The 26,383-nt window shown below is 75.8% G+C and carries 20 protein-coding genes; 2 read left to right on the top strand and 18 right to left on the bottom strand.

Annotated features, from left to right (window positions below; all coding sequences use genetic code 11):
• Positions 1–122 precede the first annotated feature (122 nt).
• Both ACFVHB_RS21485 and ACFVHB_RS21480 read left to right on the top strand, forming a co-directional pair.
• The gene (locus ACFVHB_RS21485; protein ID WP_380324421.1) at positions 123–1,697 is read left to right on the top strand and encodes an APC family permease; all 1,575 of its coding nucleotides are present in this window, start codon (positions 123–125) and stop codon (positions 1,695–1,697) included.
• A gap of 91 nt (positions 1,698–1,788) precedes the next feature.
• Positions 1,789–2,055, top strand: a complete 267-nt coding sequence (locus tag ACFVHB_RS21480) for a metal-sensitive transcriptional regulator (RefSeq protein ID WP_380324418.1) — start codon at positions 1,789–1,791, stop codon at positions 2,053–2,055.
• A 597-nt stretch (positions 2,056–2,652) separates the two neighbouring features.
• On the opposite strand, the gene ACFVHB_RS21475 is transcribed toward ACFVHB_RS21480, so the two are convergent.
• From ACFVHB_RS21475 to ACFVHB_RS21390, 18 genes are all read right to left on the bottom strand, one after another.
• On the bottom strand, positions 2,653–3,708 hold the full coding sequence (locus tag ACFVHB_RS21475) for a DNA polymerase IV (RefSeq protein ID WP_380324415.1): 1,056 nt from the start codon (positions 3,706–3,708) through the stop codon (positions 2,653–2,655).
• Positions 3,709–3,743: 35 nt separating this feature from the next.
• The gene (locus tag ACFVHB_RS21470; RefSeq protein WP_380324541.1) at positions 3,744–4,271 is read right to left on the bottom strand and encodes an NUDIX hydrolase family protein; all 528 of its coding nucleotides are present in this window, start codon (positions 4,269–4,271) and stop codon (positions 3,744–3,746) included.
• A gap of 100 nt (positions 4,272–4,371) precedes the next feature.
• Positions 4,372–5,301 carry a Gfo/Idh/MocA family protein gene (locus ACFVHB_RS21465; RefSeq protein ID WP_380324412.1) on the bottom strand — a complete coding sequence of 310 codons (930 nt, stop codon included), beginning with the start codon at positions 5,299–5,301 and terminating at the stop codon, positions 4,372–4,374.
• Positions 5,302–5,338: 37 nt separating this feature from the next.
• Positions 5,339–6,487 (bottom strand): hypothetical protein, encoded by a 1,149-nt coding sequence (locus ACFVHB_RS21460; RefSeq protein WP_380324409.1) that lies wholly within the window; start codon positions 6,485–6,487, stop codon positions 5,339–5,341.
• A complete protein-coding gene (locus tag ACFVHB_RS21455) occupies positions 6,480–7,157 on the bottom strand; it encodes a GAF domain-containing protein (RefSeq protein WP_380324406.1) in 678 nt (225 codons plus the stop codon). Before ACFVHB_RS21455 ends, ACFVHB_RS21460 begins: the two co-directional genes overlap by 8 nt.
• Positions 7,147–8,190 carry a S8 family serine peptidase gene (locus ACFVHB_RS21450; RefSeq protein WP_380324403.1) on the bottom strand — a complete coding sequence of 348 codons (1,044 nt, stop codon included), beginning with the start codon at positions 8,188–8,190 and terminating at the stop codon, positions 7,147–7,149. The genes ACFVHB_RS21455 and ACFVHB_RS21450 overlap by 11 nt, the downstream gene beginning before the upstream one ends.
• A complete protein-coding gene (locus tag ACFVHB_RS21445; protein WP_380324400.1) occupies positions 8,183–11,428 on the bottom strand; it encodes an AAA family ATPase in 3,246 nt (1,081 codons plus the stop codon). The genes ACFVHB_RS21450 and ACFVHB_RS21445 overlap by 8 nt, the downstream gene beginning before the upstream one ends.
• Complete coding sequence (locus ACFVHB_RS21440; protein ID WP_380324397.1) at positions 11,425–12,906, bottom strand: MFS transporter; 1,482 nt, start codon at positions 12,904–12,906, stop codon at positions 11,425–11,427. Before ACFVHB_RS21440 ends, ACFVHB_RS21445 begins: the two co-directional genes overlap by 4 nt.
• A complete protein-coding gene (locus tag ACFVHB_RS21435; protein ID WP_380324394.1) occupies positions 12,903–14,018 on the bottom strand; it encodes a DUF6895 family protein in 1,116 nt (371 codons plus the stop codon). Before ACFVHB_RS21435 ends, ACFVHB_RS21440 begins: the two co-directional genes overlap by 4 nt.
• The gene (locus tag ACFVHB_RS21430) at positions 14,015–15,205 is read right to left on the bottom strand and encodes a radical SAM protein (protein WP_380324391.1); all 1,191 of its coding nucleotides are present in this window, start codon (positions 15,203–15,205) and stop codon (positions 14,015–14,017) included. Before ACFVHB_RS21430 ends, ACFVHB_RS21435 begins: the two co-directional genes overlap by 4 nt.
• 11 nt (positions 15,206–15,216) lie before the next feature.
• Positions 15,217–16,179 (bottom strand): DUF6895 family protein, encoded by a 963-nt coding sequence (locus ACFVHB_RS21425; RefSeq protein WP_380324388.1) that lies wholly within the window; start codon positions 16,177–16,179, stop codon positions 15,217–15,219.
• Positions 16,121–17,407 (bottom strand): glycosyltransferase, encoded by a 1,287-nt coding sequence (locus tag ACFVHB_RS21420; protein ID WP_380324385.1) that lies wholly within the window; start codon positions 17,405–17,407, stop codon positions 16,121–16,123. Before ACFVHB_RS21420 ends, ACFVHB_RS21425 begins: the two co-directional genes overlap by 59 nt.
• Positions 17,408–17,521: 114 nt before the next feature.
• Positions 17,522–17,650, bottom strand: a complete 129-nt coding sequence (locus ACFVHB_RS21415) for a hypothetical protein (RefSeq protein WP_360196059.1) — start codon at positions 17,648–17,650, stop codon at positions 17,522–17,524.
• A 110-nt stretch (positions 17,651–17,760) separates the two neighbouring features.
• Positions 17,761–19,539, bottom strand: a complete 1,779-nt coding sequence (locus tag ACFVHB_RS21410; RefSeq protein ID WP_380324382.1) for a BTAD domain-containing putative transcriptional regulator — start codon at positions 19,537–19,539, stop codon at positions 17,761–17,763.
• 10 nt (positions 19,540–19,549) lie between these two features.
• A complete protein-coding gene (locus ACFVHB_RS21405) occupies positions 19,550–19,741 on the bottom strand; it encodes an aroma-sacti cluster domain-containing protein (RefSeq protein WP_380324379.1) in 192 nt (63 codons plus the stop codon).
• The gene (locus tag ACFVHB_RS21400; protein ID WP_380324376.1) at positions 19,731–20,132 is read right to left on the bottom strand and encodes a response regulator transcription factor; all 402 of its coding nucleotides are present in this window, start codon (positions 20,130–20,132) and stop codon (positions 19,731–19,733) included. The genes ACFVHB_RS21405 and ACFVHB_RS21400 overlap by 11 nt, the downstream gene beginning before the upstream one ends.
• 1,437 nt (positions 20,133–21,569) lie before the next feature.
• Positions 21,570–22,481: a LysR family transcriptional regulator gene (locus tag ACFVHB_RS21395; RefSeq protein ID WP_380324373.1), complete on the bottom strand. Its 912-nt coding sequence runs from the start codon at positions 22,479–22,481 to the stop codon at positions 21,570–21,572.
• Between the two features lie 1,455 nt (positions 22,482–23,936).
• A complete protein-coding gene (locus tag ACFVHB_RS21390; RefSeq protein WP_380324370.1) occupies positions 23,937–25,841 on the bottom strand; it encodes a phosphatase PAP2 family protein in 1,905 nt (634 codons plus the stop codon).
• Between the last annotated feature and the right edge of the window lie 542 nt (positions 25,842–26,383).

The raw sequence follows: 26,383 nt of genomic DNA, 5'->3' as shown, positions 1-26,383 counted from the left end.
CGGTCACCCGGACGCCCGGCCGGGGCCTCTCCCAAGCAGGCCCCGGCCGGACCCCGGACGTAACCTGAGGTGATCCGGCCCGCGCCCGTCCCTCCACGCACCCGGATCGGGAGGTGTGATCGATGCACGGTCCCCCCGGAGGCCACCCGCCTCCCCCGCCCGCGGCCCCCACGGGGGTCAGTTCGCGGGCCGGCGAGAAGGGCCTGAAGACCGGCGCCCTCGGCCTGGTGTCCTCGGTCGCCATCGGCCTGGCCTCCACCGCCCCCGCGTACAGCCTGGCCGCCACGCTCGGCATCATCGTGGTGGGCGTGGGCCTGCAGGCGCCGATCATCACCGTCCTGGCGTTCATCCCGATGCTGCTGATCGCCTTCGCCTACAAGGAGCTCAACGCCTCCGACCCGGACTGCGGCACCACCTTCACCTGGGGCGCCCGCGCGTTCGGGCCGCGCACCGGCTGGTTGGGCGGCTGGGGGATCGTCGCCGCCGACGTCATCGTGATGGCCAACCTGGCCCAGATCGCCGGCGTGTACGGCTTCCGGTTGTTCGGCTTCAACGGCCTCGCCGAGAGCACGGCGTGGACGACCGCGGCCGGGGTGCTCTGGATCGTCGTGATGACCGCGATCTGCTACATCGGCATCGAGATCTCGGCGGCCCTGCAACGCTGGCTGCTCTGCGTCGAGGTCGTGATGCTGGTGCTGCTGTCGGTCACCGCGCTGGTCAAGGTCTACGGCGACAGCCCGCCGGACACCGCGATCCAGATCTCCGCCTCCTGGTTCAACCCCTTCGAGGTCTCCTCCGCCACCGCCTTCACCGCCGGCATCCTGGCCGCCGTCTTCATCTACTGGGGCTGGGACACCGCCGTATCGGTCAACGAGGAGACCGCCGACGCGGCCCGCACCCCCGGCCGCGCCGCCGTCATCTCCACCGTCCTGCTGCTGCTGATCTACGCGCTGGTCGCCACCTCGGCGCAGGCCTTCGCGGGCATCGGCACCGAGGGGATCGGGCTCGGCAACGAGGAGAACTCCGGGGACGTGCTGTCCGCCCTGGGCGGCGCCGTCTTCGGCAGCACGGGGCTGGGCTGGTTCCTCACCAAGCTGCTGATCCTCATGGTGCTGACCTCCTCCGCGGCCTCCACCCAGACCACCATCCTGCCGACCGCCCGGACCACCTTCTCGATGGCCGCGCACAAGGCCATCCCGGCCAGGTTCGCCCGCGTCCACCCCCGGCACCTCACCCCGACCTGGTCGACCATCGGCATGGGCGTGGCCTCGATCGCCTTCTACGTGCTGCTCACGGCGATCAGCGGCAACGTCCTCGCCGACTCGATCGCCTCGGTCGGCCTGGCCATCGCCTTCTACTACGGCCTGACCGGCTTCGCCTGCGTCTGGTACTACCGCAGGGTCCTCACCCGCAGCGTCCGCGACCTGGTTCTCAAGGGCGTCGCCCCGCTGGCCGGCGGTCTGATGCTGCTGTACTTCTTCTGCTACGGGGCCTTCGACGTCTACGCCGACCCCGACTACGGGGCCACCTCGATCGACCTGCCGGTCGTCGGCGAGACGGGCGGCGTCACCGTGATCGGCATCGGCGCGCTGGTCATCGGCGTGCTGCTGATGATCGTCCAACGCGTGGTGCAGGGCTCCTGGTTCACCCACCCCGACGTCCCGGTCAGCGCCGCCGACCCCGCCGACGCGCCGTAGGGCGGGCGGGTCACGGCGGGTGCGGAGGGGAGATACCCCCATACCCCCTGGGGTACTCTGGAGGCGAACCCCCGACCGAGAGGTGGCTGCTGTGAAGGTCGACGAGGACGCGGTCGGCGCGGTCCTGAACCGGCTGCGCCGGGCTCAGGGGCAGCTCGCCGGCGTGATCGCGATGATCGAGGCCGGGCGCGACTGCAAGGACGTGGTCACCCAGCTCGCCGCCGTCTCCCGGGCCCTGGACCGGGCGGGCTTCAAGATCGTCGCCAGCGGCATGCGTCAGTGCATGGCCGCCGCGGACGGCGACGAGCCGCCGATGAGCGAGGCCGAGCTGGAGAAGCTCTTCCTCACCCTGGCCTGACCGGCCCCACACCTCCCGGCAACGTCCTCCGCGGCCCCGCGGTGGACGCCCGACGTGCGGCCGAAGGCGCGGCGGAAGACGTCGATGAACGTACGGGCCGACGACCAGCCGCACCGTTGGGCCACCGCCGTCACCGGCACGTCCTCGGCCGGCAGCACCGGGGCGCGGTAGGGCCGGAGTCGGGTGCGCCACTGCGGGAAGGCCGCCCCGAGGTCGGCGGTGCGGGGCCGGGACGGCGTCCGGAGGTCGGCGGTGCGGGGCCGGGACGGCGTCCGCGCGTTCGCCCCGACTTCCCGCCCCAGCTCGGCGAGCGTGCGCCCGTCGGCGGGATCGTCCCGCGGGATCGTGGGATCGCGCAGAGCCGTGCGAGGCCGGGGGTCGGCCGGGGCCGACAGGTGGACGGGCTGCTGCGGCGAGGCCGCCGCCCGGCCGAGCAGGACGGCGACGGGCCGCTCCCGGACCGGCGCCGCGCCCGCGCCGCGCCCGTCGAGGCGTCACCACCGGCAACCCAAGGATTTCTTGACTGCACGTCAGGAACAGGGGCGCGCCGCATGCGCCCCGCGAACGCCCCCTCCCCCGCAACGCCGGCGGCAAGCCTCAGGGCGGGTCGGACGCGCCCTGATCGGCGAACTCGGCGCGCACCCCGAGCAGGCGGACCGGGCGGTCCAGGTCGAACCGCTCCAGCAGGGTCAGGGCGGCGCGGGTGATCTCGCCGGGATCGCCGGTGGGTGCCGGCAGGGTGAGGCCGTGGGTGTGCGTCAGGAACGGCGCGAAGCGGACCTTCACCGTGACGCGGACGGCCGGGCGGCCCTCGTCGGCCACGTCCCGGGCCACCCGCCCGGCCAACTCGGCGACCTGACGGCCGATCTCCGCGCGGTCCACCAGGTCGTGCTGGAAGGTGCTCTCCCGGCTGTGCGAACGCGCGACGTGCGGGGCGGCGGTGACCTCGGCGTCCCCGGCGCCGAGCGCGAGCGCCCGGAACCAGGGCCCCATCGTCGGGCCGAACCGCTCGGCCAGCCGGGCCGGGTCGGCCGCCGCCAGCTGGCCGACCGTCCCGATGCCGGTCGCGGCCAGCTTGCGCGCGGTCTTGCCGCCGATCCCCCAGAGCGCCGACGTCGGGAGTCCGCCCATCACGGCCGCCCAGTTCTCGCGGGTGAGCCGGAAGCAGTGCCCGGCGGCGCCCCCGCCGGGGGCGGTCGGCTTGGCGAAGCCGGTGGCCAGCTTGGCACGCAGCCGGTTGTCCCCGATGCCCACCGAGCAACCGAGCCCGGTCGCCTCCCGCACCGCCGCGCGGATGCCGGCGGCCAGCGCCTCCGGATCGTCGGTGTCCGCGCCGACGAACGCCTCGTCCCAGCCGAGCACCTCCACCACGACCGGGAACCGGCGCAGGGCGTCCACGAACCGCTCGGAGACCTCCCGGTAGGCCGGCGCGTCCACGGGCAGGAACACCGCCTCCGGGCAGCGCCTGGCCGCCACCCGTAGGGGCATGCCCGAGTGGATCCCGTACGCGCGGGCCTCGTACGAGGCGGTGGAGACCACCCCGCGCGCGGTCGGGTCACCGGTGCCGCCGACCACGACCGGCCGGCCGCGCAGCTCCGGCCGGCGCGCGACCTCGACTGCGGCGATGAACTGGTCGAGGTCGACGTGCAGCACCCAGGACGTCGGCGGCCGGCCGGGGTCGCCGGCGTTCAGGACAGGCAGCCGACGTGCGCGAGGGCCCGCTTGAGCAGCACGCCCTGCCCGCCCGGCATCTCCTGCTGCACCAACGGTGACGCGGCCTCCTCCGGGCTGAACCAGACCAGGTCGAGCGCGTCCTGCCGCGGCCGGCAGTCCCCGGCCACCGGGATGATGTAGGCGAGCGACACCGCGTGCTGCCGGGGGTCGTGGAACTCGGTGATGCCCAGGGTCGGGAAGTACTCGGCGACGGTGAACGGCTGCAACGAGGCCGGGATCCGCGGCAGCGCCACCGGGCCGAGGTCCTTCTCCAGGTGGCGCAGCAGGGCGTCGCGGATCCGCTCGTGGTGCAGCACCCGGCCGGAGACCAGCGTGCGGCTGACCGTGCCGTCCGGCCCGATCCGCAGCAGCAGCCCGATCTGGACGACCTCACCGGCGTCGTCCACCCGCACCGGCACCGCCTCGACGTACAGGATCGGCATCCGGGCCCGGGTGGTTTCGAGCTCCTCGGGACCGAGCCAGCCGGGCGTGGTTTCCGTCATGTCAGACATTGGCTGATCGTACGTTCCCCACCACCGTCACGCCGAACGCCCCGCCCGCATGGTGGAACGCGAGCGGGCCGGGGCGGCGTCCGAGGCGGCGTCAGGCGGCCTCGATGCGGGCCACGATCTGCTCGCAGAGCTCGTGGGTGCGCAGCGCGTCGTGGGCGTCGAGCGTCTTGCCGGTGCGGACGGCGTCGAGGAAGGCGAGGACGATCTGCTCGATGCCGCGCTGGCGGGCGACGGGCACCCAGTCGCCGCGGCGGCGGGTGGTGGGCTGGCCGCGGTGGTCGATGATCTCGGCGAGGTTGTGCACCTCCCGCTTGGAGTCGGCGCCGGAGACCTCCAGCACCTCCTCGGTGGAGCCGGAGACCCGGTTCATGATGCCCAGCGCCGTGAAGCCCTCCCCGGCGAGGGTGAGGACGACGTGCTCGACCAGTCCGCCGCGGGTGCGGGAGCGGACGTCCACGTGCTCGATCTCGCCGGGCGCGAGGAAGCGCAGGGTGTCGACGACGTGGATGAAGTCGTCGAAGACCAGGCTGCGGGCCGCCTCCGGGAGTCCCTCGCGGTTCTTCTGGAGCACGATCAGGTCCCGGGGCCGCTCCAGCGCGTGGACGTACCCGGGGGCGTGGCGGCGGTTGAAGCCCACCAGCAGCGACCGGCCGGTGCGGTCGGCGAGGTCGACCAGCCCGCGGGCGCCGTCCAGCGTGTAGTCGAGCGGCTTGTCGACGTAGACGTCGACGCCGGCCGTGAGCAGCTGCTCGACGATCGGCACGTGCTGATCGGTGGCGGCGTGCACGAAGGCGGCCCGGATGCCGCCGCCGATCAGCTCGCCGAGGTCGGTGAAGCGGTGCTCCGGCGCGATCCGGTGGACGTCGCCGAGGCGGTCGAGCTTGGCCCGGTCACGCGTCATCAGACGCAGGTCGAGGCCCGGCAGGGCGGTGAGGACCGGCAGGTACGCCTTCTGCGCGATGTCACCGAGCCCGATCACCCCGACCGGGAGCGCGGCGTCGAGGGCTTCGGTCTCAGTCATGGAATCTCCTGCGGTCCGGCCGGTCACGCCGCCCAGCTTAATCGGGCGACGGACCGCCCCTCCCGGGAGTCCTCGGGGCGGTGAGGAAGGCCAGCAGGTCGAAGGGGGGTGGGGTGGGGAGGGCGCGGCGGTGCAGGGTGGCGAGCATGGTGGTCACGGCGGTGGTGACCGGGGTGGTGCGGGTGCGCTGTTCGGCCCAGTGCCAGTCGCCGTCGGGGTTGACCTCCAGGAAGACGGGGGTGCCGGCGCTGAGCAGGAAGTCGAAGGCGCCGTAGCGCAGCGACATCGCGGCGGCCAGCGCCCGGGTGGCGGAGGCCACCGCCGGTGGCGGGTCCACCGGGCGGATCCCGACCCGGTCGGGCGCGAGCCAGGGGTCGGCGGGGTCGGTCTTGGTCACCTCGAAGGTGTGCAGCCGGCCGGCCACGTAGTAGACCCGCAGCTCCTGCTCGTGCTCGACGTACTCCTGCACGATCACGGGCGGGTGCGGAGGGTCGGACGGCGGACGGACGGACGGCGGGGTACCGGGCGGCGGGGCGGCGGGCGGCGGGGCGGCGCAGAGGCCGGAGCGCTCGACGACCACCGGGAAGACCCCGTTCAGCCGCCCGGGTGCGGACTCCACGAAGTGGTGGTGCGCCGCCTTGAGGACCAGCCGCGGACAGTCGAACGCCTCCCCGGCGCGGTACGGGTCGGTGGTCAGCAGGGTGCGCGGCACCACGATCCGGTGGCGCCGGGCGAGCTGCAGCTGGGCGAGCAGGCCGGGGCGGCGCGGGCGGATCGCCGTCCCGGCGATGGCGGCCAGCTGACCGGCCGCGGCCTGCCAGGACTCGCGGAGGAACCGGGTGCGGGCCCGGTCCTCGGCGGTCGCGGCCGCGGGCGCGTCGATGGCGGACACCGCGAAGTGCCGGATCCAGGTCACCGTGGGGGTCAGCCAGCGGCCGTTCAGCCGGGCCGCCCGGCCGTCCGGGGCCACGAGCAGGTCGGTGGCGAGCAGTTCGTCGGCGTTGAGCCGGGCCGAGCGGACGCCCTCGGCGGCGAGCCCGTCCTGCACGGCGTCCAGCTCGCCGTCGCACGCCCGGCTGAGCAGCAGCACGCACGGCACGGGCCGGGGCCGGACGTCGAGCACCCGCGCGGGTTGCGCGAGCTGGGCGAGGAAGGCCGCGGGGTCGGCCGGGCGGGTGTCAGCCATCGTCACCGGCCAGCAGTTCGTCCGCCATCACCAGCAGCTTGGTCACCGTCGCGGCCACGTGGTCGGAGGCCAGCGGGAGCCGCTCGGCCACCCGTTGCAGCAGCGGCGGGCCGTCCTGCGGGCCGGGGGCGGCGCCGGGCCGGGCGGCGCGGTCGGCCTCCCGGGACCGGAGCCGGAGCAGCAGCTCCAGCACCGTCGCCATCTCGGTCGCCAGCAGCCCGAGCGAGGCCATGTCGCCGAGGTCGCAGCGCTGCCGGCTGTCGTGGTCCAGCACCTCCAGCACGCCGATGCAGTCGCCCTCGCAGATGAGCGGGGCGGCCATGATGCTGCGCGGCACGTAGCCGGTGGACTCGGCGGCCTTCCGGGCGAACCGGGTGTTCTGCGCGACGTCGTCGATCACCACGGGCTGGCCGGAGACCATCGCCCAGCCGGCGATCCCGGTGCCGCCCGGGAACCGCGTCCCGAGCAGGTGGTGCTCGCCCTCGCCCGCGACGGCCTCGAAGACGAGGTCCCCGTTCGCCTCGTCCACCAGGAGCACGGAGGCGGCGGCCGCGCCGAAGACGCTGCGGGCCACCTCCACGATCGACTGGAGCAGTCTGCGCTGCGGCAGGTCGCCCCTTTCCGGCGGGCCGATCTGCAGCGGGCCGGCCTTCGGCGGGTCAGTCGACACACGCACCTCCCTCGGGTACGGCTCCGTTCACGGCGGACGCGGCGGCTTCGGCGGACACGGGCGCGGCAGCCGTGTTCTCGGCAGCCACGTTCTCGGCGGACACGTTCTCGGCGGCCAGGTAGAGGACGGACTTGAGCTGGAACGGCGTGAGCGCGCGGTGCTTGCCGAGGATGAGCGCGCAGATGCCGGAGATGTGCGGGGTCGCGAAGCTGTTCCCGGTGCTGAGCAGCTGCCGGCCACCGGGCCCGGCCACCGGTACCCGGACGCCCCGGGCGTAGAACTCCACCGGCGGCGACGGGTTGTAGTAGTAGGTCATCGGGTTGGGGCTGTCGTGGCTGGCCACCGAGATGACCGAGGCGAACGGCCACGGGTAGCTGCGCACCGGCATGTTGTGCGCGGACGCGACGATGACGCAGCGCCGGAAGTAGGCGGCGTCCGCGAGGTCGCGCAGGGCCTCGCGGAAGTCCGGCTTGGTGGTCGAGAGGCTCATGTTGATGACGTCGAAGCCCTCCTCGATCGCCCAGGTCAGTCCGGTCAGCAGGGCGGCGCCGCTGCCGTGCCGGCCGCTGGACAGGACGCGTACCGAGGTGAGCGAGACCGCGGGGGCGAGGGAGCGGATCACGCTCGCGCAGGCCGTGCCGTGGCCCGAGGTGTCGACGGGCTCGGTCGGGGTGACGGCGAGGACGCCGTCCTCGCCGGGGACCACGTCCAGCGCGCGGTCGAGCCCGCCGACGAGCGGGTGGTCGCCCTCCACCCCGCTGTCGAGCACGCAGACCCGTACGCCGGCGCCGTCGGAGCCGCCCCAGGCCCACTCCGGGGTGACCGGGGCGAGCGGGGTGATGTCGAAGGGCTCCTGCGGCACCGTGGTGACGGGCAGGCTCCAGGCGGGCACGCCCGGGAAGTGGTCGCGCGGCGGCCTGCGCCAGGGCGGCGGGCCGGTCGGTGGCAGGCCGCCCGGTGGCTGGTCGACCGGCCGCTGGCCGGTCGGCGGGGGCCCGGGCGACGGGCGCCCGGGCGGCGGGAGGTCAGTCATCGGCTCCGCCCTCCTCCACGGGCTCCGCGGCGGCCAGCCAGGCGCGGACCCGGCCGGCCGGTAGCGTGGCGCCCTTCTGCTCGAACCTCCGCAGCGCCTCGGCCGCGGCCGCGTTCGCCCGGCCGCCCGCCCCGGCGGCCCGGAGCACGACGGCCAGGTCGAACAGCGTCTCTCCGGTCAGGCACAGGTCGTCGGAGCCGTCGGCCAGGGACCGGGCGACGAGGGCGGCGGCCACCGCCTCCTCGTGCCGCCCGTGGGCGGAGGCGATCCGGCCGCGGAGGGCGGTCGCGCCCAGCCGGGCGCGCAGGCCCGGCGCCGGACCGCCGTCACCGCCCTCACCGCCGTCCCGGTCGAGCCCGTCCGGCCCGTCCGGCCCGTCCGGCCCGTCCGGCCCGTCCGGCCCGTCGAGCCCATCGAGTCCGTCGAGCCGGTCCAGGGCGGACGCGGCGGCGGTGGTCCGGCCCTGGGCGAACAGCTCACGGGCGATGGCGACTTCGGTGTTCCGGGTGTCCGGGGCGTGCTCGGTGGTGCGCAGCACGCTCAGGCTCTGCCGGTAGCGCGCCTCGGCCACCTCGTGGGCGCCGGCCAGCGACTCCACGAAGCCGGCGGCGTCCAGCACCACCGCGTCGGCCAGGTCGACGTGCACGTCGCCGGAGTACGCGAGCGCGTCGGCCACCGTGCGGCGGGCGCCGTCGAGGTCGCCGCCGAGCGCCTCCAGATGGGCCCGGGTCACCAGGACCGGGATGAGCAGGGCCCGGCCGGCCGCGAAGCGGTGGCCGAGCAGGGCGCACAACTCCAGCCCGGCGGTCACCGGGGTCGGCGCCCACTGCGCCGACTCGCAGACGGCGCAGAGCAGTCGGTCCTCCTCGTAGCGGTCGCCGAGGGACTGTGCGCGGGCCAGGGCGAGCCGCAGCGAGGCCTCGGCGGAGGCGGCGCGCTCGGCGGCGAGGTCGAGGTGGGCGGTGAGTTGGTGGAGCCGGCACCAGCCGAGGTCGTTCCCCGGGTCGCGCTCCAGCTCCGCGGTGAGCGCGGCGGCGTCCGCGGCCACGGCTCCGGCCGGGGCCAGGCCGAACCGGAGTGCGACGATGCCGCGCTGGACCGCGCAGACGGCCGTGTTGCGGGGGTCGCCCGGCAGCGCGGCCTCGGCGGCGGCGAGCGCCTCGCGGCACCGCTGCTCGTCCTGCAGCCAGCTCCCGGCGTCGCAGACGTGCAGCGCGAGCGGGGTGTGCCGGGGGTCGCCGTCGGGCAGCAACTCGCGCCCTCGCTCCAGCAGTTGGACGGCGGCGGGCAGGTCCTTGCGGGCCAGCGCGGCCATCCCCTCGGCGATCAGGGTGTCCGCCGCCGGGCCGGCGAGCGGTGGCAGCCGCCGCTCCCCCGGTCGCAGTTGGCGGCGTAGCCGGCTCGTCGCCTCGACGTGGTACACCACGGCCATCGCGTCCTGCGGCCGCTCCCGGCCGAACCGCTCGGCGAGGTAGCCGTGCCAGCGCTCGCGCCGGGTCTTCGGGGTGAACTCGTAGGCCGTGTCGCGCAGGAGGGCCTGGGCGAAGCGGTAGGTGCCGGCCGGGCCGCGTTCCAGGACGCGCCGCCGGGCCAGCCGCGCCATCGCCTCGTCGGCCTCGGCGGCGCCGAGGCCGTCCGCCGCGGCCAGCTCGCGCAGCAGCTCCCGGGTGAACTCGCGCCCGATCACGGCCGCGAGCTCCAGCAAGCCGCGTTCGGCCGCGGGCAGTTGGTCCAGCCGGGCGCCGAGGATCGCCTGGATGGTGGGCGGGATCTGGGTGCCGGGGGCGGTTTCGGCGAAGACGTCCATGAGCTGCTCGGCGAAGAGCGGATTGCCGTCGCACAGGGTGGCGACCCGGCTGTTCACCTCCTGGTGCCGCTGTGGGTGGACGTCGCCGCGCAGCGCCAACTGCTCGACCAGTTCGGCGGTCTGGTCCGCGTCCATCGGCCCGAGTTCCAGGGTCGTCGCGCACGGCTTGCCGCCGCCCCAGGCGCCGCGGAGGTCCAGCAGCTCGGGACGGGCGACGCAGAGCAGCAGGACGGGGACGCCGTGGAGCCAGGTCGCGATCTCGTCGACGAGGTCGAGCAGGGTCTCCTCGGAACGGTGCAGGTCGTCCCAGACCATGACGACGGACCGGGACCGGCCGAGGACTTCGAGGAGTTGCCGCACCGCCCAGGCGATGTCCTCGACGCCGACCTGGCCGGTGCCGCCGTCCTGGTCCACCACGGTGCCCAGGGTGCGGGCGACCAGGCCGGGCGCCGGCGTTCCGTCGGCCGCGTCGGCGTCCTGCGCCAGCAGCCGGCTGAGCGCGGGCCAGCCGCCGGGGAGCGAGCCGAGCATCTCGGCGAGCGGCCGGTAGGTGATCCCGCGGCCGTAGGCCGAGCAGCGGCCGGTCAGTACCGTCACCTCGCCGTCGGGCAGGCCGGCCAGGAACTCCCGGACCAGGCGGGACTTGCCGATGCCGGGCACGCCGAGCACGGTGGCCAGGCAGACCTGCCGTCGCAGCCGGGCGCGCCGGAAGCTGTGCGCCAGCTCCTCGAGTTCGTCCGCCCGGCCGATGAACGGGGTGACCGGTGCGGGGGTGTCGGCGGCCGGTGCGGGGCCGGTGACCCGCCAGGCCGGCACCGGCCGGGCCTTGCCCTTCAGCCGCAGCGGCGCGACGGGCTCGATGCCGACCTGCCAGCGCACCACGGCCGCGGTGTCGGCGCAGAGCAGCACCTCGCCGGGCCGGGCGGCGGTCTGCAGCCGGCTGGCGGTGTTGACGGAGTCCCCGACGACCCGGAAGTCGTCGCCGGCCCGGGTGATCACCACGACGTCCCCGGTGCAGATGCCGGCCCGCGCCTCCAGTTTCACCTGGTAGCGGGCGTCGAGTTCGGCGGTGAGGCCGGCCAGCGCGGCGAGCGCCCCGGTGGCGGCGCGCACCGCCCGGACCGCGTCGTCCTCGTGGGCGACGGTGGCGCCGAAGGCGGCCAGGATGGCATCGCCGATGAACTTCTCGACCGCGCCGCCGTGTTCGGCGATGCAGGCACCGCAGCTGGCGAAGTACCGGTCCATGACCTGGCGCAGCGGTTCCGGGTCGAGCCGCTCGGCGAGGGCGGTCGAGCCGACGATGTCGAGGAACAGCATGGACACCTTGCGCCGCGTCTCGCGCTGCGGGGCGCCGGCCGTCAGCGGCGCGCCGCAGCCGGCGCAGAACCGGTCGGCGGCGGCGGCGTGGCGTCCGCACGCGGGGCAGTTCACCGGATGCCCTTCCCTGCTCGTCCGTTCGTCCCCGGGCGCTCGGCCCCGGGGCCCGGTCCGCCGTCCTCGCCGCCGCCTTCGCCCCCGGGCTCGCCCCCGGGGTGGTCGCCCCCGGGGTGGTCGTCCACGTCCGGCCGGGCAGGACCGGGCCCGGCGGCCGGTGTGGCGTCCGGTGTGGCGTCCGGGCCGGGGAGGGCGAACCGCGCGCAGACGCCCGCGAGCACGACGACGACCCCGGAGGCCGCGAAGATCGTGTCGATCGGGCCGAACCGGAACCCGGCCACCGAGCCGGTGAAGTCCCGCAGGCCGCTGCCGGCGAGCCAGCCGGCCAGGACCGCCGTCAGCATCGCCGCCAGCCGGGTGACCGGGTAGAACACGGCCAGCACCCGACCCCGGAACTCCTGCGGGGTCGCGGCCAGCAGCAGCGGTGCCATCGCGGTGTTCAGCATGGTGATCGGCAGGATGAAGACGAACAGCACGGCCACGGCGGCGGGGAATCCGGTCTGCCGGGAGTACAGGACCAGCAGGGCGCCGCTGACCATCAGGCCGATCCAGGTCGTCCGCCGGGCGCCGATCCTCCCCACCACCCGGCCGGCCGCCAGCGCGCCGGCGATCCCGCCGATCCCCGTCACCATGCCGAGGTAGCCGTACAACTGGGCGGAGGCGTGCAGGTTCCCGGTGGCGAAGAAGACGTTCAGGGTGGACAGGGCGCCCACCCCGAGCTGGCCGATCACGGTGAGCAGCAGCAGCGCCACCAGGAACCGGCTGCGCCCGAAGAACCGCAGGCCGGCCGTGAACTCCTTGACCAGGCCGGGGCGTTCGTCGCCCGCCCGGTCCGGGTCGGCGGCCGGGGCCGGGGCAGGCCGGATGTCGACCGAGCGGATGGCGACGTACGACACCAGGTAGGAGAGCGCGTTGAACAGCAGCGCCCACTGCAGGCCGACGGTGAACAGCAGCGGTGCGGCGATCGGCGGGCCGACGATCCAGGCGGTCTGCCCGGTCGCCTGGGCGATGCCCGCCGCCCGCGCGCGGTCGGCTTCGCCGCCGACGAACTCCGCGACGACCGCGAACCGCGCCGGGGTGAAGAACTGGCCGGCCGCGTTGAGGGCCAGCACGGTCAGGTAGATCAGGCCGAGCCAGACCCCGGCCGGCAGGTCCTCGGCGGGCAGGAAGGAGACGGCGGTCAGCGCGGCCACCAGCCCACCGCGGATGACCTCGGTGCCGAGCATCGTGGCGCGTTTGTCCCAGCGGTCCACGAAGACGCCCGCGAGGGGGCCGACGAACAGCACGGCGGCGCTGGTCGCCAGCACGACCCCGCTGACCGCCTGCGGCCCCCACGGCTTCCCCTTGGCCAGCACGGTCGCCACCCAGAGCACGAGGGTGGTGCCGAACACGGCGTCCCCGACGGTGGAGACGGCCTGGCCGAACCAGAGCCGGGTGTACTCGCGGTTGATGAGGGTCGGCGGCCGGAGTCTCATGCGGCACCCGCCGAGGTGACGAGCAGCGTCATCAGGGCGGTCACCAGGGTGGTGTGATAGGCCTTCGCGAAGAACGCCCCGGCCGGATCGGCCGCCGACGCCCTGGTGCCCGCGGACCGCCCGGGGATCGCGCCGTCGCCCTGCTGGGCCCGGGCCAGGCAGGCGAGGGCGGCCGTGCCGCAGGGGGTGCGCAGCGGCTCCAGGCCCAGGCAGACCTGCGTGATCAGGAGTTCCGCGGCCAGGTCCCACCAGTCGCGCCGGGCGCAGTGCTCCAGCAGCCGGCTGACCAGCTCGGCCGCGTCCGCCCGGGCGTCGGCGGGCAGCCCCGGGCCGGTCCGGCCGAAGTCGCTCAGGTAGAAGGCCGAGTGCGTGACGGCGTACGCCTCCGGGACGGTGACCGGCGCCTCGCCGGCCGGCACCGCGCGCCGCGCCGCCTCGGCGGGCAGCGTGACGAGGACGTTCCGCGCGATGAGCTCCTCGTACGGCTCGACGGTGTGCCGCACCCCGGCCTTGTCGGCGTAGTACCGCAGCTCCAGCCGCTGGTAGGGCGATCTCCCCCGCGGTGACAGGTCGTCGGCGGCCAGCCGGGCGAGGACGGCCCGGCACGGCCGGTCGTCGATGCCGTCGGGGGCCAGCGCGGCGTAGACCAGCCCGTAGTAGGCGGCGCAGCGGGGATCGGCGGTGACGAGCCGGGGGAAGTCGGGGTGCGGCCAGAGGGTGCGGACCAGCGCGGTGACCCGGCCGAGCCGGGGGTCGTCGCCGGCGCCCAGCCGGGCCCAGCAGTGGCGGAGCAGCGCCAGCTCCAGCGCGGCCTTGGCGCGCGCGTACGGCGCCTCGTGCTCCGAGTGGCCCCGGCCCGGCGCGTACGGGTCGAAGCGGTCGAGGTTGCGCTCCAGCCAGGCGAGGGTGCCGGCGGACAGCCGGTGGAGGTCCGACGGCGCGGTGCCCGGGGGCACGGTGCCCGGGGGCGCGGTGCCCGGGGGCGTGGCGGCCAGGGGCGTGATGTCCAGGGGGGTGGCGTCCGAGGCCGCGGTGTCCGGGGGCGTGGCGTCCGAGCGCGCGGTGTCCGGGAGCACGGTATCCGGGGGCGTGGTGTCCGGGGGCGTGGTCACAGGCGCCCCGTCTCGTCGAGGTAGTCGAGCAGGGCCGCGTCCACCGTGTCGTGGAAGTCCGCGAGCGTGCGGCGGTCCTCCGCGCGCCGGTACAGGTCCTCGCAGCCGACCCAGCGTTCCCGGGTGACCGGGTCGGGCAGGTAGCCGCCGGTGATCGTGCCGACCTCCCAGTCGGCCCGGCCCGCGGTCTCCCAGCAGCTCGACAGCGTGCCGTCCGCGCTGACCACCGCGCCGTAACGGCCGTCGCCGTAGCCGCAGGTGACGCACGGACGGTGGGCCTGCGGGCGGGTGACGGTGAAGCCGAGATCGAGGGCGCGGCGTTGCCAGCGGGTGAAGCGGGCCGACAGGTCGCGGCTGTGCGGGAGGTCGTTCCCGTAGCCGATGCCCACGTCGCCCACCTGGGCGAAGTAGAGGGTGCAGCGGGCGGGGTCGAGCGCCGCGGCGAGCCGGTCGATCAGCGCGTCGACCCCCCGGTAGGTCTCCCGGGAGACGTTCACCCGCAGGATCCACCGGAGCGGCGAGGCCGCGGAGGCCCGGACGATGTTGCGGACGGTCGTGTCGAAGGTCCCGCCGCCGTCGGCGCGCCGGATCCGGATCCGGTCGTGGTCGGGGCGGTCGCCGTCGAAGCTGACCTGGACGGAGCGGAGCCGGAGGCCGGCCAGCCGGGCGGCCAGGGCCGGGCTGAGCAGCGTGGCGTTGGAGATCATCCAGGCGGACGCCAACCCGTGGTCGGCCGCGCGTTCCAGCAGTTCCAGGCAGCCGCGCGGGTTGAGCAGGGGCTCCCCGCCGAAGAGCAGGACGCGGAGCTCCTCGACGCCGGCGGCGGCCATCCGCCGGTCGGTGAAGTCGAGGATCGCGTCGATGGTCCTCGAGGTCAGGCGGGTCCGGGCGATCCGCGGCGGGCGGCTGCCGCCGTCCGGGTCCTGGCCGGTGTTCTGGAAGCAGTAGCCGCAGCCGAGGTTGCAGTTCGTGCTGGTCAGCACGGTCAGCGAGAAGCTGCGCGGGAGTGCGGCGGTCAGCAGGCCGTGCTCGCGCAGCCGGCGTTCGGTGGCGGGCAGCAGCCGCCCCTCGGCGGTCAGCTGTCCGTCGCGCAGGCGGGCCAGCCCGCCGCCCGGGCCGAGGAACCACCAGTTCCGCTCGCCGCGGAGGATGCGCGCGCCGGCCGCGTGCTCGGTGCGGTCGTCCACCCGGGCCCCGGTCACCGCGCCCCCCGGACGGCCGGCGACCGCTCCTCGGCGCGGTCCGCCCCGCCGGGGCGCCCGTGCAGGACGGTCAGCGTGGCGAGGGCGGTCACCAGGGTCGACTGGTAGGCCTTGCGGAAGAACTCCACGGGGGTCGCCGCGGCGTCCGCCCGGTCCTCGGTGCCCCGTCCGGGGATCGCGCCGCCGGGGGACTGCACGTCGGCGAGCATCCGCAGCCCGGCCGCGCCCGACGGCGTGCGCAGCGGGTCGAGGCCGAGGCAGTGCTGAGCGAGGACCAGTTTGCCGGTCAGGTCCCACTCCCCGCGGCGGACGGTCGCCTCGGTGAGGCGGCAGACCCGGTCGCGGGCGTGCTCCAGGGCCGCGCCGGTCAGCACGTCGGTGTCCGGGTCGCCCGGGCCGGGGGCGCGGAAGCCGAAGTCGGTCAGGTGGAAGACCGTGTGGGTGACGTCGCAGACGTCCAGCTCGGCCAGCGGCCGCCCGGCACCGTGCCGGGCCAGCCGGCCGGCCTCGTACAGCTCCCGGTAGGAGCGCAGGCGGTGCGGGAGCCCGGCGAGGTCGGCGTAGTACCTGGTCTCCAGGCTGCCGAAGGGCGACTGCCGGCGCGGGGTCGGGAAGCCACCGGCCGCCAGCTCGGCGAGCACCGCCCGGTGCGGGCCGTCGGTGAGCCCGGCGGGTGCCAGCGCGCCGTACGCGAGCCGGAACTGCCAGGCGTAGCGCGGTTCGGCGGCGAGCTGGGGCGGGAAGCCCGGGTCGCGCCAGACGCGCCGGACGGTCCCGGTGACCTCCGCCAGGCCCGGGTCCGCCGGCGCGGCCCGTTCCCAGGAGCGGCGCAGCAGGGCGAGCTGCAGCAGGGCCTTGACCCGGGGGGTGAGCGGCAGCTGCTCGCGGCCCGACGGCGAGTCAAGAAAGCCCGAGTGGAGGCGCATCCAGTGCAGCGCCCCCGTCGACAGTTCCGCCACGACCGCTGTGTCCAGGCCTGCTGATCGCGTACCCATGGTTCTCCCGGTTCTGTGTGGAGGTTGCTGACGGCCGGGCCACCCGCTCGATGACCTCGGCCGCGCGGGCGGCGCCGTCCGCCGCAGCCAGCCGGCGGCCGAGCCGGCGGGCGCGCTCGCGCAGCAGGTCGTCGCGCCAGGCCGCCTCGATCGGGCCGGACGGGTCCGGCGCCGCCGTTCGCGGGACGTGGACGGCCACGCCGGCCCGGAGCAGGGCACCGGCGAGCAGCGGCTGCTCGGAGCCGTTGGGCGAGACGCCGAGGGCCCGGCCGCGCAGCAGGGCGGCGAGCACCGGGGCGGACGTGCCGCTGGTCAGTACCAGGCCGGCCAGGTCGACGAGCGGCCCCAGCCACGGCTTGCGGACGAGCAGGACGTCGGCCCCGGGAGCGGGTCGCGGGTCGGTCGACCGTCCCTGCTCGACGACGGCCTGGAACGGGCCGCCGGTGAAGGCCGCGTTGAGGCGGGGCCACGGGGTGCCGCCGCCGAAGAAGCGGCCCAGGTGGACGTAGACGACGGGTTTGCCGGAGCGCTCCAGGTGCGCCCGGATCTCCGCGAGCTCGGCCCGGTCGGCCGCGGGCTCCCAGGTCAGCGGTCCGACCTGGTGCACCCGCTCGGGCAGCACCGCGCCCGGGTACTCCAGTCCGGGGTCGCCGCGCAGCAGCAGCGCCTCGCCGAGCAGCGGGCCGCCGGACCGGTGCGGGGCCCACCGGGACGGCCGCCCGGCCAGTCCGGCCTGTTCCCGGGTGGCGGCGTACAGGTCCAGGCACTCGCGGGTGCGGTTCTCCCTCGTCCGGCCGAACTGCGGCTCGCCCTCGCCGCCGCCGCGGTAGTCCCACAGGTGGACGGAGAGTCCGATCACCGCCACCGGGATGTCCAGCGTCTCGGCGGCGAGCAGCGCGCCGTTGCACAGCACCGAGGTGACCAGCAGGTCGGCCCGGGCCTGCCGGGCGGCGCGTACGACCGCCCGGTACTGGGCCACCCCGGTGGTGCCCCACCAGGTGGCGGAGAAGGCCCGCCGGCCGCCGAAGTCCTCCGCCGCCGCGAACGGCAGGCCGGCCTCGGCCGCGACGGGGGCGGCCGAGGAGCGGCCGAGCAGGCCGACCCGGTGGCCCCGGCGCCGCAGCTCGTGCCCGGCCGCGATCGCCGGATAGAGGTAACCGCCGTCACTGAGCGGGCAGAGCAGGATGTTCACGGGGCCTCCGGGACGGGCCGGTCGGGGCGCCGAGCGGGCCGCCCGGGCTCCGGCGACCCGCGCCGGCGGCCGGGTGACGCGGCCCGCTCGGTCCTCACTCCTCGACGTCCGGGATCAGAGCGCCGAGCTGTTGTTGACGACGCACCAGTCCTCGACCGCCTCCTCGGCGGGCACCCCGTGCGCGACGACGTCGACGTCCTCGTCCTCGGTCTCCGCCGGCTCCGGGTTGATGTCCTCGGGCATGCTGTCCTCCTCTGCGGTCGCGGCGTCCGCTACGCCGGTCCGAGAAGAAAGGTAGGGATCCCCGGTATGACACCGATTAGGTGCCGGTTTGATACCGGTATGACGATCGGTCAGTGGTTCGGCACCGGGACGCGGTCGGCCGCGCGGGCCGCCAGTTCCCGCGCGTAGGCGAAGGGCAGCGCCGGCATCTCGTAGCGCACGGTGTGGGCGAGCCCCTCCACGTTCGGCACGGTGAGCAGGCTGGCCTCCAGCAGGTGCTCCAGCACCCGCACCGCCGACTCCGGGTCGGCCCCCAGCACGGCGGCGGCCTGCGGCAGGGTGAACACCGGCTCGGTGAGCCGGCCGAGCCGCGGCACCGCCCAGTGCGCCGCCTCGGGCAGGTCACCGATCGAGTCGGCGAGCCGGGCGCGGACCGCCAGGTCGTCACCGCACAGCTCGTCCAGCAGCGCCCGGCTGCCCGCCATCCGCGCGCCGTACTCCCGTAACGGCACGTGGCGCAGGAAGGCCAGCCGGTCGGCCGCCAGCCGGACCCCGAGGGGCAGCAGGCCCGCCGCCCGGACGATCCGGGCGGCGGACTCGCGGTCCGCGTCGACCCGCTCCCGGCCGATCACCCGGCCCAGGAAATCCACCGCCTCCTCCGCCGCGAACGGCGCGAGCCGGACCCGGTGAGCGCCCTCCAGGCCGATCAGCCCGGGCCGGGCCGTCACCACGACGGCGCTCTCCCCGGCCTCCGGCAGCAGCGGCCGCACCTCGCACTCCCGCCGGGCGTCGTCCACCACGACGAGGGCCCGGCGCCCGGTCAACCAGAGCTGCCAGGCCCACTGCGGGTCCGCCGGGGCCGGCAGCGGCGGCCCGTCGGGCGAGGCGGCGGCCAGCAGTTGGCGCAGCACGTCGTCCAGCGGGCGCAGCCGCCCGTCCTCGCCGCGCAGCCGGACGAACAGCCGGCCGTCCGGGAACCGCTCGCCGAGCCGGTGCGCGACGTGCACCGCGAGCGCGGTCTTGCCCGCGCCGAGCGGGCCGGTCACCACGGCCGGCCGGTTGCCGCCCCGGACCAGGGCGTCCGTCAGGTGCCGGGCGGCGGCCACCCGGCCGGTGAAGGCCGGCGGGTCGCCCGGCAGCAGGTTCGGCGGGGCCTCGCGGCGCGGACGGACGGGCGCCGGCGGCGGCCCGGCCGGCGGCTGCTGGTCGCACAGCAGCGACCGGTAGAACCGGGCCAGCGCCGGGCTGGGCGGGAGCCCGAGCTCGTGGGCCAGGGACTGGCGCAGCTCGTCGTACACCGCCAGCGCCTCGGAGCGCCGGCCCGCCCGGCAGAGCGCGGTCATCTGCAGCATCCGCAGCCGCTCGCGGAGCGGGTGCTGCTGGGCGACCTCGGTGACCCGGTCGATCGCGGCCGGTCCGCCGCCGGCCGCGAGCTCCGCCTCCACCCAGTCCTCGAACACCCCCAGGTGGCGCCGGTCCAGCCGCTGGGCGGCGGCACCGATCAGCGGCACGTCCCGGAACCCGTCCAGGGCCGGGCCCCGCCACAGCTCCAGCGCCTCGCCCAGGGCGCCCGCCCTGGCCCGCTGCTCGAAGCAGAGCGCGTCGAGCTCGCCGGCCGCCGCGTGCAGGACGTAGCCGCCGGCCTGGTGGCTGATCCGCGGGCCCGGCCCGGCGGACCCGGGCTCGCCGCCGACCAGCCGGCGCAGCGCGGAGACGTACACCTGGAGGTTCTTGCGGGCGGTCCGCGGCGGCGCGTCGTCCCACAGCGCCTCGACCAGGGCGTCGAACGAGACCCGCGCATTCGCGTGCGAGAGCAGTGCCGCGAGCAGGATCTGCTGTTTCCGCGATCCCGGGTCCACCGGACAACCGTCCACCGTCACGCGCAGCGGCCCGAGAATTCCGAATCTCACGGCCACCATCTCACGCCAACTTGATGGCGGTGGAATGCCCTTCTACCTCGGCGTCCGAAACGGCGTCGAGCCGCTGTTTGACGGAATTGAGCACGGCCACTTCGTCCTCGGTGAGCCCGGAAAGCACGTCCCGCTGTTCCGGTGTCAGCAGGTCGACCGGGTTTCCCGCCTGCCGGAGGGCTGCGAGGGCGTCAAATGTCATGGTCCCCTCCTGTTTCGCCTGGGTCGGGTGCCAGAACATCATGGCCTTCGGCCCGGGCGGCGTCCATGAGACCTTTGGGCCAGAATTCCTCCTCGGCCGGAGCCGTCGCGACAAACAGCGCGAACAGCCCGGCCTGCAGTCTCGACCGGAGTCTCAGCTTTGCCAGAATGGCGGTGACGAAACGCTTGACCGTGCGTTCGCTGATATTCAGTTCCCGGGCTATCGACCGGTTGTCGTAGCCGAGGCCCAGCAACTCGAGGACGTCGCGTTCCCGCGGGGTGAGCGCCCGGGTGAGCGGCAGCGCAGCCGCCAGCGGCTGCGGCAGCCCCGGCCGCCGGGGAGCCCCGCAGGACGGGCACACCGGGGGTAACTCACCGCCCGTCCCGGTCAACGCACCCGTGCCTCGGCACACGGGGGCCACGGCATTTCTTCATGGAACGCCAACAGGATCCCCCCTCGGGACACACGATCGCGGTGCCCTCATGCTGACGGCCCCACCCGGCACCGGCAAGAGGGCGTACCTGCCCTGATAATGCCAATGCCACGGCCGTGCAACGGCCTTGACGCCGACCCGGCACGGGGGTTCGGTCCCCGGGGGGCGGCGGGCCGCGGGCCCGGCGCCCGGCCGGCGGGCCGGGAGGCGGGCGGGGGGCGCGGCGAGGGCTCCAGGACCGGGCGGGGCCTCTGGGGTGTCGGCGGGCCCGACTGGCGGGCCGGGCCGACAGGCGATGCCCACAGCGGCCTCGGCCAAGGCGCCCAGCACCGGGCGAACCAGCGGACCGAGCCTCGGAGGCGGCCGACAACCCTGGCCATCGGGCCCGAACGTCCGGCGGTGGCCACGGCGGCCTCGGCCCAGGCGCCCATCACCAGGCAAGGCCCCGGTCCGGCGCCCCGACTGCCCCAGTGCACCAGTCCCGGACCTCGCCAGACCGCACCCGCGCCAGCCTCGACCACGGCGCCCAACACCGGGCACGCCCCTCGGGTGCGGCGGCCCGACTGCCCCGGCGCCCCGGATCGCAGCCCCAGCCGTCAGGCAGTACCCCCGGCGGCCCTCGGCGAGAGCGTCCAGCACCGGGCGAATCAGCGGACGGAGCCCCCGGGGGACGGCAGCCCCACTGCCCCAGTGCACCAGTCCCGGACCTCGTCAGCACCGAGCAAGGCCCCGGGTGCGGCCGCCCGGCTTCCCCAGCGCCCCGGATCGCAGCCCCAGCCGTCAGGCAGTACCCCCGGCGGCCCTCGGCGAGAGCGTCCAGCACCGGGCGAATCAGCGGACGGAGCCCCGGGGGCGGCCGGCACCCCGAGCATCGGGCCCCGATCGTCAGGCGGTGGCCGCGGCGGCCTCGGCCAGTACGTCCAGCACCGGGCAAGGCCCCCGGGGAACGGCAGCCCCACTGCCCCAGTGCACCAGTCCCGGACCTCGCCAGGCCGCACCCTCGGCCACGGCGCCCAACCACGGGCGGGTCACCGGGTGCGGCCGCCCGGCTTCCCCGGCGTCCCGGATCACAACCCCAGCCGTCAGGCAGTACCCGCAGCGGCCACGGCGAAAGCGTCCAGCACCGGGCGGATCAGCAGACGGAGCCCCGGGGGCGGCCGGCACCCCGAGCATCGGGCCCCGATCGTCAGGCGGTGGCCGCGGCGGCCTCGGCCAGTACGTCCAGCACCGGGCAGGGCCCCGGGTGCGGCGGCCCGACTGCCCCAGTGCCCCGGATCACAACCCCAGCCGCCAGGCAGTACCCGCGCTGGCCTCGGCAAAAGCGTCCAGCATCGGGCGAATCAGCAGACGGAGCCCCGGGGGGCGGCCGGCACCCCGGGCATCGGGCCCCGATCGTCAGGCGGTGGCCGCGGCGGCCTCGGCCAGTACGTCCAGCACCGGGCGGATCAGCGGGTGGCCGTCCGCGCCGGCCCGGACCGCGGCGAAGACCCGGCGGGTGGCGAGCGCGCTGTCCACCGGACGGACCGCGACCCGGGCCAGGTCCACGCCGAGCAGCGCGGAGCGCGGCACCAGCGCCACCCCGGCACCGGCCGAGGCGAGCGCGACGACGGCGCGGAAGTCGTCCGAGGAGTGCACCAGGCGGGGCTGGAAGCCCGCGTACTCGCAGGCCAGCAGCACGACGTCGTGGCAGGGGTTGCCCGGATACGGGCCGATCCAGGGCTCGTCGGCGAGGTCGGCGACGGCGATAGGGCCGTCGCCCGCGGCCAGCGGGTGGGCCAGCGGCAGCACCGCCTCGAACGGTTCGGCGTACAGCGGCACCCGGGTCAGCCTGGCGTCGTCGGCCCGCGGCGCGCCCCGGTACTCGACGGCCACCGCCAGGTCGGCGCGCCCGTCCAGAACCATCGGGAGGCTGGCGTCCCCCTCCGCGTCGAGCACCTTGAGCCGGACGCCGGGCGCGCGATCGGCGAGCCTGCCGATGGCGGGCGCGAGGACGAGCGAGATCCCGGTCGCGAAGGACGCGACGGTGACCTCGCCGGAGACGCCCGCGGAGTAGGCGGCGAGGTCCGCCTCGGCCCGCTCCAGCTGGGCGAGGACGGCGTCGGCGTGACCGAGCAGGATCTCGCCGGCCGCGGTCAGCCGCACGCCCCGGCCCTCGCGGGCGAGCAGGTGGTGGCCGGTCTCCTGCTCCAGCGCAGCCAGTTGCTGGGACACCGCGGAGGGGGTGAGGTACAGCGCGGCCGCCGCAGCGGTCACCGTCCGGTGGTCCGCCACGGCCCGCAGGGTCCGCAGGCGTCTTGCGTCGATCACACGCCAATTCTGCCAGCGTGCCGCGACACTCCCGAGCGCGGGGAGCGGGAGGTGCGGCCGGGTGCGTGCGGTCTCCGGCGGAGCCCGGCAGAGCGGGATGCGGGCCGGAACGCGGAGTGGGAAGTCGGACCGGCCGGCTTCCCACTCCCAGAACATGTGGCCCTCCCACCGGCGAGGACACCGAGCCGCACCTCGACCGGTGCCACACGGGCGGCAACGCGGAGTGGGAAGTCGGACCCACCGACTTCCCACTCCCGGCGCGTCCAGCACTCCTGCCCGACAAGGACACCGCACGGCACCTCGACCGGCGCCACGGGAGGGGAAAGTCGGACCGGCCGACTTCCCACTCCCGGGGCGTGCGGCACTCCTGCCCAGCGAGGGCACCGAGTGGGGCGTGGGCGGGCACCGCGCAGGGCAACGCGGAGCAGGAAGTCGGACCGGCCGACTTCCCACTCCCGGGGTGTGCGGCACTCCTGCCCGGTGAGGACGCCGAATGGGGCGTGGACGGGCACCGCGCAGGGCAACGCGGAGCAGGAAGTCGGGCCCACCGACTCCCCACTCCCAGAGCGCCCGACACTCCCGCCTGACAAGAACACCCAGCGACACCTCGACCCGCGCCACGGCGGCAACGCGGAGTGGGAAGTCGGGCCCACCGACTCCCCACTCCCAGAGCGCCCGGCACTCCCGCCCGGCGAGGACCCGCACGACACCTCAACCGGCGCCACGAGCGGAAACACGGAGTAGAAAGTCGGACCGACCGACTTCCCACTCCCGGGGTGTGCGGCGCTCCTGCCCGGCGAGGGCGCCGAGTGGGGCGTGGGCGGGCACCGCGCAGGGCAACGCGGAGCAGGAAGTCGGACCCGCCGACTTCCCACTCCCAGAGCGCCCGGCACTCCCGCCCGGCGAGGACCCGAATTGCAGCTCAACCGGCGCTACGGGCAGGAACGGAGTGGGAAGTCGGAGCGGCCGACTTCCTACTCCCGGGGTGTGCGGCGCTCCTGCCCGACAAGGACACCGCACGACACCTCGACCGGAGCCACGGGAGGGGAAAGTCGGACCGGCCGACTTCCCACTCCCGGGGCGTGCGGCACTCCTGCCCAGCGAGGGCACCGAGTGGGGCGTGGGCCGGCACCGCAGAGGGCAACGCGGAGCAGGAAGTCGGACCCGCCGACTGACGGCACCGAGCGGAACCCACGCGGGCACCGCGAAGGGCAACGCGGAGTGGAAAGTCGGACCCACCGACTGCCCACTCCCGGGGCGTGCGGCACTCCTGCCCAGCGAGGGCGTCGAATGGGGCGTGGGCGGGCACCGCGCAGGGCAACGCGGAGCAGGAAGTCGGGCCCACCGACTCCCCACTCCCAGAGCGCCCGACACTCCCGCCCGGCGAGGACCCGCACGGCACCTCAACCGGCGCTACGGGCAGGAACGGAGTGGGAAGTCGGAGCGGCCGACTTCCTACTCCCGGGGTGTGCGGCGCTCCTGCCCGGTGAGGGCGCCGAGTGGGGCGTGGGCGGGTGCGGTGGGAGGGGCGGGGTCGGTGAGGAGACGGGCGGTGAGCAGGTACTGGGTGAGGCAGCCGGCGAGCAGGACGGCGACGCCGCCGACCGCGTCCAGCACCCAGTGGTTCGCGGTGGCCACCACGACGACGAAGGTGACCGCCGGGTAGAGGGCGGCCAGCGGGCGCAGTCGGCGGTGACGGGCGGTCGTCATCACCACCAGGGCGCACCAGCAGGCCCAGCCGATGTGCAGCGACGGCATCGCCGCGTACTGGTTGGTCAGCGCGGTCAGGGCGCCGAGCGGGGCGTCGCCCGGGATGCCGGACGGGTCCTCGCGCAGGCCGAGCCCGGGCACCAGCCGGGGAGGCGCGAGCGGGTAGCCCCAGAACCCGAGCAGCGCCAGGCCGGTGGCGGCGAACAGGACCGTCCGGGCGGTGCGGTAGCGGGACGGGTGCCAGGTGTAGAGCCAGACCAGCACGCCCAGCGGCACCGCGAAGTGCAGCACCTTGTAGTACTGCTGCGCCGCGTCCAGCAGCCAGCCGGGGGCCCGCAGCGCCCAGCCGTTGACGGTCGGCTCGATGTCGATCCGCAGCGTCTGTTCGAGCCGGTAGAGGCTGCGGGCGTGCGCGGCGGCGGTGGCGACGCGGTCCGGGGCGGCGTTGCGGATGTACGTGTAGACGCCGTAGCCGACCTGGATGAGGAGCAGCTCCAGCACCAGGTTCGGGCGCGAGACCGGCCGCAGTGGCGCGGGCAGCAGCGGGATCCCGGGCAGCGCGGGCCGGTGGTACGGGGCCGGGCCGGGGGCGCGGGTCAGGTGCCAGAGCGGGTCGGTGCGGGAGCGGAAGGCGAGCGCGGCGGCCGCGGCGAGGGCGACCAGGATCGGGGCCTTGCGCAGCAGCAGGCCGCTGACCGGTTCGATGCCCGGGTCGAGCATGGTGCTGGGCAGGAACGTGACCGTGACGGCGATCACCGGCCACAGCGCTCGGTCCTCCGGGCGGCGGCCGAGCCGGCCGGTGGCGGCGAGGAGCAGCCAGCCGAGGTCCCCCGGCCCGGCGACCGGGGCGGCGACCAGGGTCGCGCAGCCGAGCACGCCGGCCGCGAGCAGGGGCTGTCCGTCGCGGCCGAAGGCGTGGGAGCGCCTGACGGCGAGCACTGCGGCGGTGACCGCGACCGCGAGCCAGACGCCGAGCAGCGGCGGGCCGTGCAGGCCGAGCCGGAGCAGGACGCCGAGCGCGGTCAGGTTGCCGGGGTCGCCGGTGGCGGCGGGGTCGTCGAACCGGTGCCAGAAGCGGACGGCGCGTGCCGGGTCGGCGAGCCGGACGACGCCGTGCAGCAGGACGGCCACCCCGAGGGCGGTCAGGACGGGGGCGGCCGCGAGGCGGCGCCGGTCCGGGCCGGGGCGCGGGAGAACGGCGGTGAAGAGGAGCAGGACGGGGTGGAGCGCGATCGCCGCGCCCAGCGCGAGACCCGCCGGGCGGGCGGGGCTGCGCGGCAGGACGTCGAGCAGGACGAGGGTGGTCGTGGCGAGGCCGAGGACGGCGTCGACGGGGTGGCCGCGCAGCTCGGCGCCGACCAGCAGGGCGGCCGCGGCGAGCGGGCCGACGGCGGCGGGGGCGGGCACGCCCGGGGGCGGGTGACGGGCGATCAGCGCGCCGGTCACGGCCACGGCGGCGAGGGCGGCGAGCACCAGACCCGCCCGGGTCGCGGTGGACGGCCAGGCGCCGAGGAGGAGGGGAAGGGCCGGCCGGTCGGCGGCGGCCCCGCCCAGGGTGGTCCAGGTGACGACGGCGGCCGCGACGAGGGCGATCACCCGGCAGAGCGTGGTGAGGAGGGCGGTCCTGGGCGCCGGCCTGCTCGCGCCCATCCCGCTCCTCTCGCCGGCACCGCCGCGCCCGCGCCGCTCGGCAGCGGGGCGCCTTCCTGCCGACTCTCGGCCGCCGACGCCCTCTCCGCACCCCGAACGACGCCGCGCGGGGGACAACGCCCCCGCGCGGCGTGGGCGCGGTACGGGGATCGGCGCGGGCACGGCGCAGCGCGGGGGACAACGCCCGGGCGCGGGCGCGGTACGGGGATCGGCGCGGGCGCAGCGCAGCGCGAGCGCGCGATGCACGCGGCGCGGGTCCTTCGGGCTCGGGCTCGGGCCCGATGCCCGCCTGGGCGCGGCGCAGGTGTGCAGGTGTTTCGTGCACGTCGCAAAGCGTGCACGTCGCAGAGCCGAGGTGCTGTTCGCAACGTGCGAGGTGAGCGAGTACCGGGCAGCGGGGGGAGCGTGCGGCCCGGTGCGGCAAGAGGAAACGTTTCGCCCGGCCCGCGCCGCACTTCGCGAAGTCACCTCTTGGCAACGTGCGGGAGGCGGGGGAGCGCAGCGGCAAGTCCGCGGGCGGGAGTGGGAAGTCGGACCGGCCG

The organism is Kitasatospora sp. NPDC127111 (genome assembly GCF_042677465.1).
In the GTDB taxonomy this organism is placed as follows: Bacteria; Actinomycetota; Actinomycetes; order Streptomycetales; family Streptomycetaceae; genus Kitasatospora.
Note: the sequence above shows the minus strand (reverse complement) of the source record. Positions and strands in the feature narration are given on the sequence as shown.